Here is a 15692-nt window from a genome sequence, read left to right as displayed (position 1 = left end):
GAGGACCGGCGGGACGAGGGGACAGGGAGAAGAGATGTTCGCAGGAATCAGGGAGCAGTTGGCCGCGGAGCTCGACGAGATCCGCGCCGCCGGGACCTTCAAGGAGGAGCGGCACATCGACTCGCCGCAGTCGGCCCACATCCAGGCCGGCAACCTCGGACAGCCAGCGGGGGAGGTCCTGAACTTCTGCGCCAACAACTACCTCGGCCTCGCCGACCACCCGGACCTCATCGCGGCCGCCAAGCAGGCCCTCGATGAGCGCGGGTTCGGCATGGCCTCGGTGCGGTTCATCTGCGGCACGCAGGACGCCCACCTCGCCCTCGAGCGCCGGGTCTCCGAGTTCCTCGGCACCGAGGCCACGATCCTGTTCTCGAGCTGCTTCGACGCCAACGGCGGCGTGTTCGAGGCGCTCCTCGGCCCCGAGGACGCCGTCATCTCGGATGCCCTCAACCACGCCTCGATCATCGACGGCATCCGCCTCTGCAAGGCCGCCCGGCTGCGCTACGCCAACCGGGACATGGGCGAGCTCGAGGCCCGCCTCCAGGAGGCCGCGGCGATGCACGACGGCGCCGGGGCGCGCCGGGTGCTCGTCGTCACCGACGGTGTGTTCTCGATGGACGGCTACCTCGCGCCCCTGGCCGAGATCTGCGACCTCGCCGAGAAGTACGGTGCGATGGTCATGGTCGACGACTCGCACGCCGTGGGCTTCATGGGCGCCACCGGCGCCGGCACGCCCGAGCATGCAGGCGTCTCGGACCGGGTCGACATCTACACGGGCACGTTCGGCAAGGCCCTCGGCGGGGCCTCCGGCGGCTATGTCTCGGGGCGCGCGGAGATCGTCGCCATGCTGCGGCAGCGGGCCCGGCCGTATCTCTTCTCCAACTCGGTGGCCCCCGCGATCGTCGCCGCGACCCTGCGCGCCCTCGATCTCGTGGCCGAGTCCGGCGAACTGCGCGCCCGGCTCTTCGCCAACGCGGCCCTCTTCCGGCGCCGCATGGGCGAGGAGGGCTTCGACCTGCTTCCCGGCGAGCACGCGATCGTGCCCGTCATGTTCGGCGACGCGGCACTCGCCGGACGCATCGCCGCCGAGATGCTCGCCCACGGGGTGTACGTGACGGCATTCTCGTACCCGGTGGTCCCGAAGGGCCTCGCCCGGATCCGTGTCCAGCTCTCCGCCGCCCACACCGCCGACGACGTCGAGACGGCCGTGCACGCGTTCGCCGCGGCCCGCAAGGCGGTCGCCGGGCAGGGGCCAGGGGCTGGCTAGAGTCCATCGGCCCCCTGTGGGCCGCGTCACACGCGGGCTACAGTGAGGCCATGAGCGCTACCACGAACAGCACCCATGACGTCGACGTCCTCATCGTGGGAGGCGGCATCGCCGGCCTCTCCCTCGCCTCCGAGCTCGCCGGCAAGTGCCGCGTCGCGCTGGTCGAGGCGGAACCCTCCCTCGCGTACCACACGTCAGCACGCTCGGCGCAGCAGCTCATCCCGAGCTACGGCCCCGCGCCCGTCCAGGACCTCACCCGCCGCACCCTCGCCAAGCTCGCGGGAGCGGCGGACGCAGGCTCCGCGGCCGGGGGCCGCCCGCTCGTGTGGCCCAGCCGCTTCATGCTCGTGGGAACCTGGGCGGACGTGGGCCAGGCCTCCCATGCCGGTATGCAGCCGCTGAGCCGCGACCAGGCCCGCACCCTCGTACCCCAGCTCCGCGAGGACGCCTTCGAGGCCGCCGCCCTCGACTCGGACTCCGTCCGCGTGGACGCTGCCGCGCTGCTGGCCTACCACGAGGAGAGGGCCCGCGCCGGCGGCGTCGAGATCCAGGTCGGCTCGCCCGTCCACACGGCCCAGAGGGTCGGTGAGGGCTGGCTCGTGGGCGCGGGCGCCGAGGGCTTCCACGCCGCCAACGTGGTCAACGCCGCCGGCGCGTGGGCGGACGACCTCGCCATCCTCTTCGGCGTCGAGCGACTCGGCCTCCAGCCCTACCGGCGCACCGCAGCGCTCGTCTCGCTCGCCGAGCCGCTCGATCCGGACCTGCCCATGGTGGCCGCCGCGGACAACACGTGGTACTTCCGCCCCGACGAGGCCGGAGCCCTGGTCTCCCCGAGCGAGGCCGAGCCGAGCCGGGCCGAGGACGCCGTCCCGCGCCCCGGCGACATCGAGGCCACGCTGGACCTCATCAGGTCTGTCGCCGACCTCAGGGTCACCGGCATCGTGAAGGCGTGGACCGGGCTGCGGACCTCGCCCAAGGACGGGCTGCCGGTGCTCGGCTTCGACCCCGAGGGTCCGGGGTTCTTCTGGCTGGCCGGGCAGGGCGGCTACGGCTTCCAGACCTCCTCGGCCCTCGCGGAGGACGCCGCCGCCGCGCTGCTGGCGGGCCCCGATGCCCTCCGCTCGGGCGCGAGTCCGGTATCGGAGACACAGCGGGCCCTGGATCCGCACCGCCTCTCGGTCCGGACGTGAAGATGGAGGCATGACCCTCCTCATCGACAACATCGGCGAGCTGTCCACCCAGCACCTCACGGGCGAGGCGAGCCCCGGCTCGGGCGAGGCCGCCGGCGTCATCCGCAGCGCCGCCGTCGTGCTCGAGGGCGAGCGGATCGCGTGGGTGGGGCGGTCGTCGGCCGCGCCCGCCGCCGACGAGCGGTACGACGCCGGCGGCCGCGCCGTCCTGCCGGGCTGGGTCGACTCGCACTCGCACCTCGTCTTCGCCGGCGACCGGACCGCCGAGTTCGAGGCGCGCATGGCCGGCCAGGCCTACGCGGCGGGCGGCATCGGGGTCACGACGGCGGCCACCCGCGCCGCGTCCGACGGCGAGCTGCGGGGCCTGCTCGCCGCCCGCCTCGCGGAGGCCGTCGCCGGAGGGACTACGTACCTCGAGACCAAGACCGGGTACGGGCTCGACGTCGAGAACGAGCGGCGCAGCGCCGTCCTCGCGGGCGGGGTCGCCGACGAGGTCACCTACCTCGGGGCGCACCTCGTCCCGGCGGGGGCAGATCCGGACGCGTACACCGAGCTCGTGTGCGGCGAGATGCTCGAGGCGGTGCGGCCGCACGTGCGCTGGGCCGATGTCTTCTGCGAGCGGGGAGCCTTCACCGAGGAGCAGTCGCGGCGGGTCCTGCTCGCGTGCCGCGACGCCGGGCTCGGGCTCCGGGTGCACGGCAACCAGCTCGGCCACGGGGCGGGGGTACGGCTCGCCGTCGAGGTCGGCGCCGCGAGCGTGGACCACGTGAACTTCCTCGAGGAGGCGGATCTCGAGGCGCTCGCCGGGACATGGGAGGGGTGGGCCGCGGCGGGATCACCGGGAGACGCTGGCACGGTCATGACAGCCGGCACCGTCGCGACCGTCCTGCCCGCCTGCGACCTCTCGACCCGCGCCCCCCTCGCCCCGGCCCGGGCCCTCCTCGACGCCGGCGTCCAGATCGCGATCGCCTCGAACTGCAACCCCGGCACGAGCTACACGAGCTCCATGAACTTCTGCGTCACGACCGCGGTCCTCCAGATGGGGCTCTCCGTCCAGGAGGCCGTGCGGGCGGCCACGTTCGGCGGCGCGCTCGCCCTGCGCCGTCATGCGGGCCCGGACGAGGACGGGCAGCGGGCGGTGGGGTCGATCGCCGTCGGGCACCGCGCCGACCTGCACGTGCTCGACGCGCCCTCCGCCACGCACCTCCCCTACCGGCCGGGGATGCCGCTCACCCACGCCGTCTGGCGGGCGGGGCGGCGACTGCGGTAGGCAGCGCTACAGTTCGTCGACGGTGGTCTCGACGACGGTGTCCCGGGTCGTGCGGGGCGCCCACTGGCTGAACGGCGGAGAGAGCCGGTACCGCCCGCTGGGCTGGCGGACGAGGGTGTGGACTCCGGCGTTCTCGGGGTTGTTGAGCGACTCGAAGTACTCGACCGTCCAGCGGAACCAGCGCATGCAGAACAGGCGCATGGTCAGCCCGTGCGTCATCAGGAGCGCGTTCGGCGGGTAGGCCGGCCTGGCCCAGTGGCGGTAGAGGGTCTCCATGAAGCCGGTCACGCGGTCGTACACGTCGCTGCCGGACTCGCCGTCGCGGAACCGGTAGAAGAAGTGGCCGTAGGTGTCCCGGAGCCGCTTCTGCTCCTCGATCTCCTCGGGCACCTGGTAGTTCGCCCAGTCCTGCTCCCGCAGCCGCGGCTCCTCGACGACGCTGTCGGTGAGGTCCTCGATCCCCAGGGCCTCGAGCGTCTGGTAGGCCCGCAGGTACGGCGAGACGTAGACGCGGACCTGCTCGCCGTCGAGCTGGCGCCGGATCTGCCGGCCCGCCCGGCGCGCCTCGTCGACGCCCTGCTCGGTCAGGGGTATGCGGTAGTCGGGGACGCGCTCGTAGATGCTCGTGTCCAGGTTGGCGGCCGAATGGCCGTGCCGGACCATGATGATCTGCCGCGGCGCGCTCATGGAACCCCAGCGTAGGCCAGCCGCCCTGCATGAGGCGTCCAACCTGCAGGAGGCGCCCAGCGACGGCAGGCAAGATAGGGTGCATGCCGGAAGCACCCGCCGTCGTCCGTTCCGCGTCCCGTTCCCGCTGGCGGGCCCAGCTGCTCATCGTCCTCGGGCTCTCGCTCGGGCAGTCGGCCGTCTACTCGGTCGTGCAGCTGATCGACAAGGCGACCCGCGCGCCGCTGTCCGAGGGGACCTCCACCCTCAACCGGTCCCTCAACTCGCGCGAGTACTTCGACCTCACCTACCAGCTGCTCGACATCCTCTTCGCGCTCGTGCCCGTGGCGCTGGTGCTCTACTTCGTGTGGGACGCGGCGGCGCGCCGGGGTGCCGTCGCCGCCAGATGGACGACGCCGTTCGCGCGCCTCGGGCTCGACCTCGCCCGCCCGGGGCGGGACTGGCTGTGGGGCGCGGGGCTGTTCCTCGCGATCGGGATCCCGTCCCTCGGCCTCTACTGGGCGGGGCGAGTGCTGGGAATCACCACGGCCATCATCCCCAGCGGGCTCGACCAGTACTGGTGGACGGTCCCGGTGCTCATCCTCTCGGCCGTGCGGCACGCGCTCGTGGAGGAGGTCATCGTCGTGGCGTTCATGCTCGGGTGGCTGCGGCGGCTGGGATGGGGGGCACCGGCGGCCGTCGCGGCGAGCGCGCTCCTCCGCGGCAGCTACCACCTGTACCAGGGGATCGGGCCGTTCGTGGGGAACGCGGTGATGGGCGTCGTGTTCGCCTTCGTGTACCGCAGGTACGGGCGGGTCATGCCGCTGGTCATCGCGCACGCCCTGCTGGACATCGTCGCGTTCGTGGGCTTCAGCGTCGCTGGCAAGGCCATGGGACTGGGGTAGGGACGGGACCCCGCAACGAGCGGGACCGGACCCCGCAAACGTTGTGGGGTCCCGTCCCGTCCCTTGCGGGGTCCTGTCCCGTCCCTTGCGGGGTCCTGTCCGCCCCCGTCGTCCGGTGCTCCGGTGCTCCGGTCAGATCGTGACGGCGCCCTTCGCCGTCTCGAAGGTGACCGACATGATGCCGGGGGTGCCCTTCGGGGAGACCCACTCGACCTCGACGTCCTCGAGAGGCTTCTCGACCGGCTCGCCGAGCCACTCGGTGACGCGCTCCGCCGAGCCGGCGATGGTCAGCCGGCTCATCCGCACCGTGGCCGGGTAGGCGTTCGAGGGGTGGAGGGACGGGTCGCCCTCCCACTTGAGCATGTACGGGACCTGCGGGTCGGCGATGAGCCCGAGGATGCCGATCTGCTTCCACACGAGCTCGCGCCCGTCGGGGAACTTCCGGTTGCCGGGAACCGCCTGGCGCCCGAGCCGCTCCTCGAACGGCGCGAGATCCCGGACCTCGACGCACCAGCCCATCCAGCCCCCGCCCGCGGCGCTGCGGGCGCGGACCGCTTGGCCGAACGGCGCCTTGTCCGACGCCGGATGGTCCAGGACCTCGACGACCTCGAGATAGTGGTGGTCCGTGAGGGGAATGATCATATTGCGGGTACCGAAACGCGGGTGGACCCCGCCCTTGACGGCCTCGACACCGAGGGCGTTGGCGATCCGCTCCGTCGTGGCCAGCAGACCGTCCGCTTCGCAGGCATAAGAAACATGGTCCATACGCATGGAAGTCATGGTGCCACTTTGTGATCGGCGCCTCAGCTTAGGTTCGCCTAAGTAGCGGCGAGGGGCAGGGAGACCTCCATGGTGGTGCCGCCGGACCCGGTCTGCGCGATGCGCACCGAGCCCCCGTTGCGCACGGCGATGTCCCGTACCAGGGCAAGCCCGAGCCCGAAGCTCCGCCTCCCGCCCGGCGCGGGGGCGGGGCTGCCGGCGTACCGCTCGAACACCCGCTCGGGGGCCGGTCCGGCAATCCCGGGACCGGTGTCCGCGACGGTGAGCACCGCCGTCGCGCCTCCCGGGCCGCGCCCGCCTTCGGCGACCCGCACGGCCACGGTGACCCTGCCGCCGTCGGGCGTGTACTTGAGCGCGTTGTCGGCGAGGGCGACGACGACGCGCCGCAGCGGTGCGGGGGCAACGGCTACGGGCACGGGGTGGCTCGGGGCCAGGGCCGAGAGCGCGATCCCGCGGTCTCCGGCGACCACGGCAAGGTCGCCGACGACGTCGCGGGCGAGGTCAGCGAGGTCGGTGGGCGTATTGGGGGCATCAGGGCCGCCGGAGACGCTGTGGAGGAGGTCCTCGATGACCGCGGCGAGCTTCGCCGAGTCCCCGCGCAGCTCGGCGAGCACCCCAGCGGCCTCGCTGTCGGGACCCAGACGCTTCTGCGCGAGCTGGATGCGCGTGTCGATGACCGTCAGCGGCGTGCGGAGCTCGTGGCTCGCGTCCTGGACGAACCGGCGCTGGAGCGCCAGGGACTCGCCGAGCGGCCTCACAGCCTGCCGCGCGACCAGGACGCCCACCACTCCGGCGAGCACGATCCCCGCGACCCCGCCGACGACGAGGGCGAGCAGGACATCGACGGTGTCGAGGACGACCTGCGGCTGGTCCCGCTCGAGGTGGGCGAGGACCTGGGCGGGCTGGGACTTGACGGCGACGTACACCGCCGCTGCGGCAATCATCGCGACGACGACGACGGCGACGGCCGCGGCGATCTGCGTCCCCACCCTCAGGGCGGCGCGCCGCAGCGCCATCTCGTCCGAGTTCAGGGGCCGCCGCGGCGGTCGAGGGGTCCAGAGGCGGGGGCTCATTCGAGGCCGCCGAGCTGGTAGCCGACCCCGTGCACGGTCCTGATCACGGTCTTGTGCGTCTTCTTCCTGATGTAGTGGACATACGTGTCGACGACGCCGGGGGTGTCGCCGGCGTCGAACACGGCTGCGAGGAGTTCGGCCCGGGAGTGGACGCGCGCTGGCTCCCGGGCGAGGTGCGCGAGGAGGGCGGACTCGGCGGCGGAGAGCTCGACCCGGTCGCCGTAGGGTGAGGTGAGGACGCGTGCCGCAGCGTCGAGGTCCCAGGCGCCGACGGACAGCAGCGCGGGCGGCGGCGCCTCGTAGGTGCGGGTGAGCGCCCGGAGCCGGGCTGCGAGCTCCTCCGAGTCGAAGGGCTTGGGCAGGTAGTCGTCCGCGCCGGCGTCGAGTCCCTCGACCTTGTCCCGCACCCCCCCGAGGGCTGTGAGCATGAGGATCGGGGTCCCGATGCCCTTCGCCCGCAGGGCCTTCACGAGGGAGACGCCGTCCACGAGCGGCAGCCCGCGGTCGACGACGAGGGCATCCCACGCTTCGCCCAGCGCGAGGCGGAGGCCCTCGCGGCCATCCGCGGCCAGGGTGACGGCGAACGCGTCGCCGAGAAGCTCGGCAACGAGGGGGCCGAGCTGGCCGTCGTCCTCGACGAGGAGGACGCGGGGCGGCCCCGTCCGCGGATGTCTGGGCTCCATGGCTGCCATTGTGCCAAGCGGAGGTGACTCGCAGGAGGCGACCCCCAGGAGGTGACCCCCAGGAGGTGACCCCCAGGAGGTGACCCCCAGGAGGTGACCCCCAGAGGGAAGGGGGGTGTCAGTCCTCGTCGGCGCGGACGCGGACGGGCTCCGGCTCGGGCTGGCCGGCCTTGCGCCGCCGTCGGACGATCTCGATGGTGATCGGGATGACGGACGCCGCGACGATCAGCACGGACAGGACGTCGATGTTCTTGGCGACGAACTCGACATGGCCGAGCCAGACGCCCAGCAGGGTGATGGACACGGCCCACGCGACGCCCCCGAGCACGTTCCAGCCGAGGAACTTCCGGTACGGGTAGTGCGCCATGCCGGCCACGAGCGGGACGTACGTGCGCACGATCGGGACGAAGCGGGCCAGGACGAGCGCCCTCCCGCCGTAGCGTCCGAAGAACTCCTCGGCGCTGTCGAGGTAGGAGAGCTTGAGGACCTTCGCGTCCGCGCGGAACCACCTCTTCCCCACGAACTTGCCGAGGAGGTACCCGGCCTGGTCCCCTGCGACGGCCGCCCCCGCCACGACCAGCATGAGGAGGGGCAGGCTCAGTCCGAGCTGTGCGTGGAGCAGCCCCACGGTGAACAGGAGGGAGTCGCCGGGCAGGAACGGGAACAGGAGCCCCGACTCGACGAAGACCAGCAGGGCCACGACGCCGAGGACCCAGGGGCCGGCGTCGAACAGGAGGGATGTGGGATCAAGCATGGGGCATCAGCGGCTCTCGAGACGGGCAATGAAGGGGAGTTTCCCGAGGATCGGCGGGGCCAAACGGTTCCAGATCCCGGAGAAGAGCAGGATCCCCGCGATCGAGGCGGGGAACGAGGCGAGGACGTCCATGGGGTAGTGCACGCCGACGTACACGCGGGTCCACGCCGCGAAGGCCGAGACCGCGAAGCCGGCCGCGAGGATCCACGGGCTCCACCGTCGGTGACGGAGCAGGAAGTACAGCGCGATGGTGAGCGAGACGGCGAAGCACACGTGGCCGCTCGGGAAGCTGTTGGGATCCATGTCGGGGGAGAGCGGGTCGGCGAGCAGGCCCGGATCCGGGCGGTGCCGATGGATCGCGTACTTGAAGATCAGGCTGAAGACCCAGCCGAAGGCCGTCACGCCCACGACGGCGATCGCGTCCACAGGCGTCCGGCGCACCGCCCACAGGCCGACGAGCAGGAGCAGGAGGATCGCGATCGCCCCGCGCGGGCCGAGGATCTGCTCGATCGCGAGCGAGACGGCGTTGAGCCAGGCCACGTGCTCGGTGCTGAGCCGCTGGTCGATCGCGAGCTCGGAGGCCTGGTACGCCGGGGTCATGGCGGCGAGGCCGAGCGCGAACACGATGACGCTCATCCCGAAGGGCACCGCTATCCAGTGCCGGAGCTGCGGAAGCTCCAGGAGCCGGCTGCGGGCAGGACGCTCGCGCACCGGCTCGACGCGGAGCCCTGCGCCGTTCTGTCCTGCGTCATTCTGTGGGGTCATGGGTCCATCGTGCGCCGGGGGGTCTAAGACGGTTCTAAGAACCGGGAGGCGCGCTCCGGGTCGCAGAGAACGGAACGATCGTGCCGATGGGTCCGCTGGCGCGTGACTTGACTCACAGCCTTCCGGTGCTCACGCTAGAAAACGGAATGAACGTGCCGATCCCCTCGTCCACCGGGAGCCTCGCCCTCGCCGCAGAGGTGCGGGGGCGGCGTCGTGCGCTCGGACTGAGCCAGCAGGACCTCGCCGACCTCGCGGGGGTGAGCGAGCGGTTCGTGCGCTTCGTCGAGCAGGGCAAGCCCAGCATCCAGCTCGACGCGCTGCTCGGCGTCCTCGACGCGCTCGGACTCGAGCTCGTGGTCCGCAGGAGGGGCACGTGACGCGCCACCGCATCGCGGACGTCTACAAGGCCGGCGTCCTCGCGGCGCGGCTCGAGCGCTTCGAGGGCGGGTCGCGCTTCTCCTACCTCCCGGCCTACCTCGCCTCCCGCGGCGAGCCGGTCGCGACGACGCTGCCCCTCACCGACCGCCCCGTGGACACCGGATCCGGCGCGGTCCCGCCGTTCTTCACCGGCCTCCTCCCGGAGGGCCGCCGCCTCGCATCCCTGCGGCGCGCCGTCAAGACCAGCGCCGACGACGAGCTCGGCCTCCTCATGGCCGCCGGATCGGACCCGGTGGGCGACGTGCAGATCGTCCCCCACGGCGAGCCCCTGCCCGCCGACACGGGCGCCGGCGTTCCGGCGGAGGGCCCGGAGCACGCCGTCGAGCTGGACCCCCGCCGGCCGCCGGACTTCGCTGCCCTCGTCGACGACCCGTCGCTCGTGGACCCGAAGGCGCTCGCGGGGGTCCAGGACAAGGTCAGCGCGGGGATGATCTCGGTGCCCGCCGCGCAGGCCGGACGCCGGTACATCCTCAAGCTCAACGCCCCCGAGTTCCCGCACGTCGTGGAGAACGAGCACCTCATGTACCGGCACGCGGCCAGGCTGCGCATCCCGGTGAGCACGGCCAGGATCGTCCACGACGTCGCGGGCCGCGCCGGGCTCCTCGTGGAGCGCTTCGACCGGCCGCCGCAGCCTGCCGGCAGCGCGCCCGGGACGGCGACCGTGCGGCTCGCGGTCGAGGACGGCTCCCAACTGTTCGGCCTCTATCCGGCAGACAAGTACAACGTGGGCTACGGCGAGCTCATCGCGGAGATGGCGCGCCGGTGCGCGGCGCCGCTCCCGGCCCTGCGCAACCTCGTGCTCCAGGGGGCCTTCGCGTGGCTCACGGGCAACGGGGACCTCCACGCCAAGAACGTCTCCCTCGTCAGGACCGCGCCCGGGCCCGCGACGGCCGAGACGCCGGGGGAGTGGCGTGTCGCGCCGGTCTATGACATCCCCTCGACCGTCCCCTACGGCGACAGGACCTTCGCCCTCCCCCTGGGCGGCAAGCGCTCCGGGATCTCCCGCCGCCACTTCCTCGCGTGGTCGGGGGAGCTGGGGCTGCCCGCCCGCGCCGCCGAGGGGGTGCTCGCCGTCGCTCTCCGGGCGGCGGGCCCGCTGCTGGCCTCCCTCGAGGCGGACGACGGCGGCCCCTCGCCCTTCGCCCCCGCGCAGACTCGGGCGTGGGTCAGGGAGCTGCGGCACCGGCGCCGGCTCATGGAGGGCTAGCAGCAGTCTCATGCGGGTGAGGGGGTCACAGACCGTCACAGAGTTGCCTGCCCCTTCGCGGCGTTCCCTAGACTCTTGAAGAGGTCATGAGTGCCAGCGCGAAACCCCGGTTTGCTGGCCGGCAACCCTCCTGATGCGGTGGGGTGCCCCGGGTGAAGACCTGGTCCGGCGAGAGCCGCCGGTCAAGCGCAGCGCAAAGGAGCTTGCTATGTCCAGCAACCCCGAGTGGTCCTTCGAGACCCGCCAGATCCACGTCGGCCAGACCCCGGATTCCGAGACGGGGGCCCGGGCCCTCCCGATCTACCAGACGACCTCGTTCGTGTTCCCGAGCGCGGAGAGCGCCGCGAAGCGGTTCGCCCTCGCCGAGCTGGCCCCGATCTACACCCGCATCGGCAACCCGACCCAGGACGCGGTCGAACAGCGCATCGCGAGCCTCGAGGGCGGCCTTGCGGCCCTCCTGCTCTCCTCGGGCCAGGCCGCGACCACCTACTCGCTCCTGAACGTCGCCGAGTCCGGGGACCACGTCGTCGCGAGCGCGAGCCTCTACGGCGGCACCTACAACCTCCTGAAGCACACCTTCGCGAAGTTCGGCATCGAGGTCACGTTCGTCACGGACCCCGACAGCGTCGAGGAGTGGAAGGCCGCCGTGCGGCCGAACACCAAGGCGTTCTTCGCCGAGTCGATCTCCAACCCGCGCCAGAACGTCCTGGACATCGAGACGGTCGCGGACATCGCCCACGCGGCCGGCGTCCCCCTGATCATCGACAACACGGTCGCGACCCCGTACCTCGTCCGCCCGCTCGACCACGGGGCAGACATCGTGGTCCACTCCGCGACGAAGTACCTCGGCGGGCACGGCTCCGCGATCGCCGGGGTGATCGTGGACGGCGGCTCCTTCGACTTCGCCCGTGACCCCGAGCGCTTCCCGGGCTTCAACACGCCGGACGAGAGCTACAACGGGCTCGTTTTCGCGCGCGACCTCGGCGCGGACGGGCTCCTCGGGGCCAACCTCGCGTACATCCTCAAGGCCCGGGTCCAGCTCCTGCGCGACCTCGGCTCCGCGGTCGCGCCGTTCAACGCGTTCCTCATCGCCCAGGGCCTCGAGACCCTTTCGCTCCGCGTCGAGCGGCACGTCGAGAACGCCCAGAAGGTGGCCCGGTGGCTCGAGGAGCGCGCCGACGTCGCGTCGGTGGCCTACGCCGGGCTCGAGTCCAGCCGGTGGTACGGGCTGGGCCAGAAGTACGCCCCCAAGGGCGCCGGCGCGATCGTCTCCTTCGAGCTGGCGCTGGAGGACGCCTCCGGGGTTTCCCCCGCCGCTGCCGGCGCCGCGTTCGTCGACGCCCTCGAGCTGCACTCCCACGTGGCCAACATCGGCGACGTGCGCTCCCTCGTGATCCACCCGGCGTCGACCACCCATGCGCAGCTGTCCGAGGAGCAGCAGCGAGCGGCCGGCGTCACGCCGGGCCTCGTGCGCCTCGCGGTGGGGATCGAGCACATCGACGACATCCTGGCCGACCTCGAGAAGGGCTTCGCCGCCGCGGCCTCCGCCGCCCAGGACAGCGCGGCCTCGGAGGCTGGGGCCGACCCGGTCGCGGAGCCCGTGGCGTGACGATCCTCGACCGGTCGGCCATCGACGGCGCCGCCCCCGGCGGGAGCAGCGAGCGCACGACGGCGGCGCCTGCGAGCGGGACCAGACAGGACGGCGTCGTGCGCACCACCGCTGTGGGTGCCCTCCAGCTCGAGGCGGGCGGCGCCCTCCCCGAGGTCGAGCTGGCCTACGAGACGTGGGGAACGCTCAACGCCGACGGGACCAACGCGGTCCTCATCCAGCACGCGCTCACCGGGGACACGCACGTGGCCCGGGGCGAGGGCGACGAGCCGGGCTGGTGGGAGGCCCTCGTCGGCCCCGGGAAGCCGGTGGACACCGAGAAGTACTTCGTGGTCGCGGCCAACATGCTCGGCGGATGCTACGGCTCGACCGGGCCGAGCAGCCTCGACCCGGAGGGCGTGCCGTGGGGCTCGCGGTTCCCGTTCGTGACCATCCGCGATTCGGTCCGCGCCGAGGCCCGGCTCGCGGACCGGCTGGGCGTCCGCGCCTGGCACGCCGTCCTCGGCGGGTCCATGGGAGGCGCCAGGGCGCTCGAGTGGGCGGCCACGTACCCGGAGCGGGTGCGGCACTGCGTCGTCGTCGCCATCGGCGCCTACTCGACCGCCGAGCAGATCGCCCTCGCGCAGGCGCAGGTCCTCGCCATCCGGCAGGACCCCCACTTCAACGGCGGCGACTACTATGGCGGGCCGACTCCCGTGGCCGGGCTCGGGCTGGCGCGCCGGATCGCCCACATCTCGTATCGCTCCGAGCCTGAGCTGAACTTCCGCTTCGGCCGCCGCGGCCAGGGCGCCGAGAACCCGATCGAGGCCCCCGGCCACGCCGCTGGGCGCGGCCGCTACCAGGTGGAGAGCTACCTCGACCACCAGGCCGCCAAGCTCGTGAACCGCTTCGACGCCAACAGCTACATCGCCATCACGGAGGCGCTCATGAGCCACGACGTGGGCCGCGGCCGCGGCGGCCTCGTGAGGGCACTCGCGAAGACGAAGGCGGAGTTCTTCCTCGCCTCCGTCAACTCGGACCGGCTCTACTTCCCCGAGCAGAGCGACGAGCTCGCGCGCGCCCTGCCCGGCGAGGTCCCCGTGCATTCGATCGATGCCAAGATCGGCCACGACGGGTTCCTCACCGAGATCGGCCAGCTCGGCGGCGAGCTGCGGCGGAAGGTCTTCACGCTCTGACCGGTGCGAAAGCACAGCCTGCACACAGCTTTCTCCCTTTGAAGGCATAACTCGCGCGTCCATGCTGGAACCAGACCAGAGGAGGACGCGATGGGTGAGAGCATCCGTGAGACGGGACGGCGGCGGGCGCGCCTGACGGCCGTGGCGGTCGGCGCGGCAAGTGCCGTCGCCGCGGGCGCCGTCGCGGCAGCCGTGTACATTCCGGCGGCGCAGGCAGCATCGACGACCGTGGGGAGCACGACCGGTTCGGACGACGGGACCGGGTCCGGCGGGTACTCGGAGGAGGGGCCCCAGGAGCATTCGGGCCCGGGAACCCAGAGCCACCGGTCGCCGGGCTCGAGCTCCAGCTCCGGAAGCCAGCAGTCCCAGCAGGGGCTCCGCCCCTCGCGCGGCGGCGGCGCCGTCGGCCATTCCATGGGGTCCTGACGTGGCAGCTGTCGCGGACTTCGAGGCGTTCACCTGTGCGTGCCGTCTGGCCGTCACGGACCCCGCCGCTCTCGGCCCCGCCCTCGCCCACGCCCAGGAGTTCCTGGGCCGGGTCGACCAGGCCGCCAGCAGCTTCCGCCCCGACTCGGAGCTCAGCCGGGTGCAGAGGGCCGGGGGAGGGGCGGTGACCCCGCTGCTGGCGGGCCTGATCCGCACCGCGCTCGACGCCGCTGACCGGTCCGGGGGCGCCGTCGTCCCGACACTGGGCCGCGAGCTGATCGACCTGGGCTTCGGGCCGCTGCCGGAGGACGCGCCCCCGGCGCCCGGCCCGACGGTGTCCAGCCGCCCGCTCCCTGCGGAGAGCTGGCGGCAGGTCACGCTCGACGCCGACGTGCTCGCCATCCCGCCGGGCGTCCGCCTCGACCTCGGCGCCACGGCGAAGGCGGCGGCGGCCGACCGGGCGGCGGCGGAAGTGCACGCCCGCTTCGGCACATCCGTCCTCGTCTCCCTCGGCGGGGACCTCGCCACGGCCGGCGACGCCGCGTGGGAGGTGCTCGTGCAGGACCTCCCCGCCGACCCCGCATGCCAGGTGAGCGTGGCCGGCGGCTGGGCGATCGCGACGTCGAGCACGCAGAAGCGACGGCGGCGCTCGGGAACGCTCGAGGCGCACCACATCCTCGACCCCTGGACGGCCCTCCCGGCCCCGGAGGCCTGGCGCAGCGTCACGGTGGCGGCCCCCGACTGCGTCAGCGCGAACACGGCGAGCACCGCCGCCGTCGTGCGCGGGACTGGTGCTGTGGCATGGCTCCGCGGCCTGGGATACCCCGCGCGCCTCGTGCGGGCCGACGGCCACGTGGTGGAGCTCAACGGCTGGCCCGCCGACTCCACGGACCACCGGCCGGCCCTCGCGGCAGGGGCCCGGCGATGAACGAGATCCTGTGGGCCTTCGGCCGGGCGAGCGGGATCGTCTCCCTCGCGCTGCTCACCGCCGTGCTCGTCCTGGGCATCGTGAGCCGCTCGGGGCGTCAGCTCGCCGGGCTTCCGCGCTTCTCTGTGGCGCTCGTCCACCGCAGCACCGCCCTGACCGCCGTCACGTTCCTGGTGCTGCACGTTGGCACCCTCATGCTCGACCCGCACGCGAAGCTCGGCCTGGGCGACGCCGTCGTGCCCTTCCTGGCGGGCTGGAACCCGTTCTGGGTGGGACTCGGCACGACGGCCTTCGACCTCGTGGTGGCCCTCGTGGTGACGGGACTGCTGCGCCACCGGCTCGGGCAGCGGGCCTTCCGGGCCATCCACTGGGCTGCCTACGCCCTCTGGCCGATCGCGTTCGCCCACGCGCTGGGCTCGGGGACGGACGCGGGGTCGCTGTGGTTCCAGGCCTACGCGTGGGCCTGCGCCGGGGCCGCGGCATCCGCCGTGCTCTGGCGCCTCAGCGCGGGATTCGCGGAGACTGCCGCCGCACCGTTCGGGCGGGTGTGAGCGTC

General features: G+C 72.8%; 17 protein-coding genes and 1 riboswitch. Of the genes, 11 read left to right on the top strand and 6 right to left on the bottom strand.

Features of this window, described 5'->3' with window-relative positions:
* The first annotated feature begins 34 nt into the window (after positions 1-34).
* The 3 genes from ACQ5BE_RS05610 to ACQ5BE_RS05600 are packed head-to-tail and all read left to right on the top strand — an operon-like array spanning position 35 to position 3727.
* The gene (locus ACQ5BE_RS05610) at positions 35-1267 is read left to right on the top strand and encodes a glycine C-acetyltransferase (protein ID WP_430295976.1); all 1233 of its coding nucleotides are present in this window, start codon (positions 35-37) and stop codon (positions 1265-1267) included.
* A 50-nt stretch (positions 1268-1317) separates the two neighbouring features.
* Positions 1318-2457, top strand: a complete 1140-nt coding sequence (locus ACQ5BE_RS05605; protein ID WP_430295975.1) for an NAD(P)/FAD-dependent oxidoreductase — start codon at positions 1318-1320, stop codon at positions 2455-2457.
* Between the two features lie 10 nt (positions 2458-2467).
* Positions 2468-3727: an amidohydrolase family protein gene (locus ACQ5BE_RS05600; protein ID WP_430295974.1), complete on the top strand. Its 1260-nt coding sequence runs from the start codon at positions 2468-2470 to the stop codon at positions 3725-3727.
* A 6-nt stretch (positions 3728-3733) separates the two neighbouring features.
* Here the strand turns inward: ACQ5BE_RS05600 and ACQ5BE_RS05595 are convergent, their stop codons facing one another.
* Positions 3734-4414, bottom strand: coding sequence for a histidine phosphatase family protein (locus ACQ5BE_RS05595; RefSeq protein WP_430295973.1), 681 nt, complete (start codon positions 4412-4414; stop codon positions 3734-3736).
* Positions 4415-4497: 83 nt separating this feature from the next.
* Between ACQ5BE_RS05595 and ACQ5BE_RS05590 the strand changes: the two genes are divergently transcribed.
* On the top strand, positions 4498-5298 hold the full coding sequence (locus ACQ5BE_RS05590) for a CPBP family intramembrane glutamic endopeptidase (protein ID WP_430295972.1): 801 nt from the start codon (positions 4498-4500) through the stop codon (positions 5296-5298).
* A 132-nt stretch (positions 5299-5430) separates the two neighbouring features.
* On the opposite strand, the gene ACQ5BE_RS05585 is transcribed toward ACQ5BE_RS05590, so the two are convergent.
* From ACQ5BE_RS05585 to ACQ5BE_RS05565, 5 genes are all read right to left on the bottom strand, one after another.
* Positions 5431-6069: a VOC family protein gene (locus ACQ5BE_RS05585; RefSeq protein WP_430296286.1), complete on the bottom strand. Its 639-nt coding sequence runs from the start codon at positions 6067-6069 to the stop codon at positions 5431-5433.
* A gap of 47 nt (positions 6070-6116) precedes the next feature.
* Complete coding sequence (locus ACQ5BE_RS05580) at positions 6117-7151, bottom strand: sensor histidine kinase (RefSeq protein ID WP_430295971.1); 1035 nt, start codon at positions 7149-7151, stop codon at positions 6117-6119.
* On the bottom strand, positions 7148-7834 hold the full coding sequence (locus tag ACQ5BE_RS05575; protein WP_430295970.1) for a response regulator transcription factor: 687 nt from the start codon (positions 7832-7834) through the stop codon (positions 7148-7150). Before ACQ5BE_RS05575 ends, ACQ5BE_RS05580 begins: the two co-directional genes overlap by 4 nt.
* Before the next feature lie 118 nt (positions 7835-7952).
* Positions 7953-8588: a VTT domain-containing protein gene (locus ACQ5BE_RS05570; RefSeq protein WP_430295969.1), complete on the bottom strand. Its 636-nt coding sequence runs from the start codon at positions 8586-8588 to the stop codon at positions 7953-7955.
* Between the two features lie 6 nt (positions 8589-8594).
* On the bottom strand, positions 8595-9353 hold the full coding sequence (locus ACQ5BE_RS05565; protein ID WP_430295968.1) for a phosphatase PAP2 family protein: 759 nt from the start codon (positions 9351-9353) through the stop codon (positions 8595-8597).
* Between the two features lie 146 nt (positions 9354-9499).
* Between ACQ5BE_RS05565 and ACQ5BE_RS05560 the strand changes: the two genes are divergently transcribed.
* From ACQ5BE_RS05560 to ACQ5BE_RS05530, 7 genes are all read left to right on the top strand, one after another.
* Positions 9500-9730, top strand: coding sequence for a helix-turn-helix transcriptional regulator (locus ACQ5BE_RS05560; protein ID WP_413250487.1), 231 nt, complete (start codon positions 9500-9502; stop codon positions 9728-9730).
* Positions 9727-10998: a type II toxin-antitoxin system HipA family toxin gene (locus tag ACQ5BE_RS05555; RefSeq protein WP_430295967.1), complete on the top strand. Its 1272-nt coding sequence runs from the start codon at positions 9727-9729 to the stop codon at positions 10996-10998. Before ACQ5BE_RS05560 ends, ACQ5BE_RS05555 begins: the two co-directional genes overlap by 4 nt.
* 82 nt (positions 10999-11080) lie before the next feature.
* Positions 11081-11193: riboswitch (SAM riboswitch) on the top strand.
* Positions 11194-11206: 13 nt separating this feature from the next.
* Positions 11207-12607, top strand: coding sequence for a bifunctional o-acetylhomoserine/o-acetylserine sulfhydrylase (locus ACQ5BE_RS05550; RefSeq protein WP_430295966.1), 1401 nt, complete (start codon positions 11207-11209; stop codon positions 12605-12607).
* A gap of 2 nt (positions 12608-12609) precedes the next feature.
* A complete protein-coding gene (gene metX, locus ACQ5BE_RS05545; protein ID WP_430296284.1) occupies positions 12610-13782 on the top strand; it encodes a homoserine O-acetyltransferase MetX in 1173 nt (390 codons plus the stop codon).
* 90 nt (positions 13783-13872) lie between these two features.
* Entirely contained in the window at positions 13873-14208 is a 336-nt protein-coding gene (locus ACQ5BE_RS05540) for a hypothetical protein (RefSeq protein WP_430295964.1), read from the top strand.
* A gap of 1 nt (position 14209) precedes the next feature.
* Positions 14210-15136 carry an FAD:protein FMN transferase gene (locus tag ACQ5BE_RS05535; protein ID WP_430295962.1) on the top strand — a complete coding sequence of 309 codons (927 nt, stop codon included), beginning with the start codon at positions 14210-14212 and terminating at the stop codon, positions 15134-15136.
* Positions 15133-15687 (top strand): ferric reductase-like transmembrane domain-containing protein, encoded by a 555-nt coding sequence (locus ACQ5BE_RS05530; RefSeq protein WP_430295960.1) that lies wholly within the window; start codon positions 15133-15135, stop codon positions 15685-15687. Before ACQ5BE_RS05535 ends, ACQ5BE_RS05530 begins: the two co-directional genes overlap by 4 nt.
* The last annotated feature ends 5 nt before the right edge of the window (positions 15688-15692 follow it).

The organism is Sinomonas sp. B1-1, assembly GCF_050474465.1.
Taxonomy (GTDB): domain Bacteria; phylum Actinomycetota; class Actinomycetes; order Actinomycetales; family Micrococcaceae; genus Sinomonas; species Sinomonas flava.
Note: the sequence above shows the minus strand (reverse complement) of the source record. Positions and strands in the feature narration are given on the sequence as shown.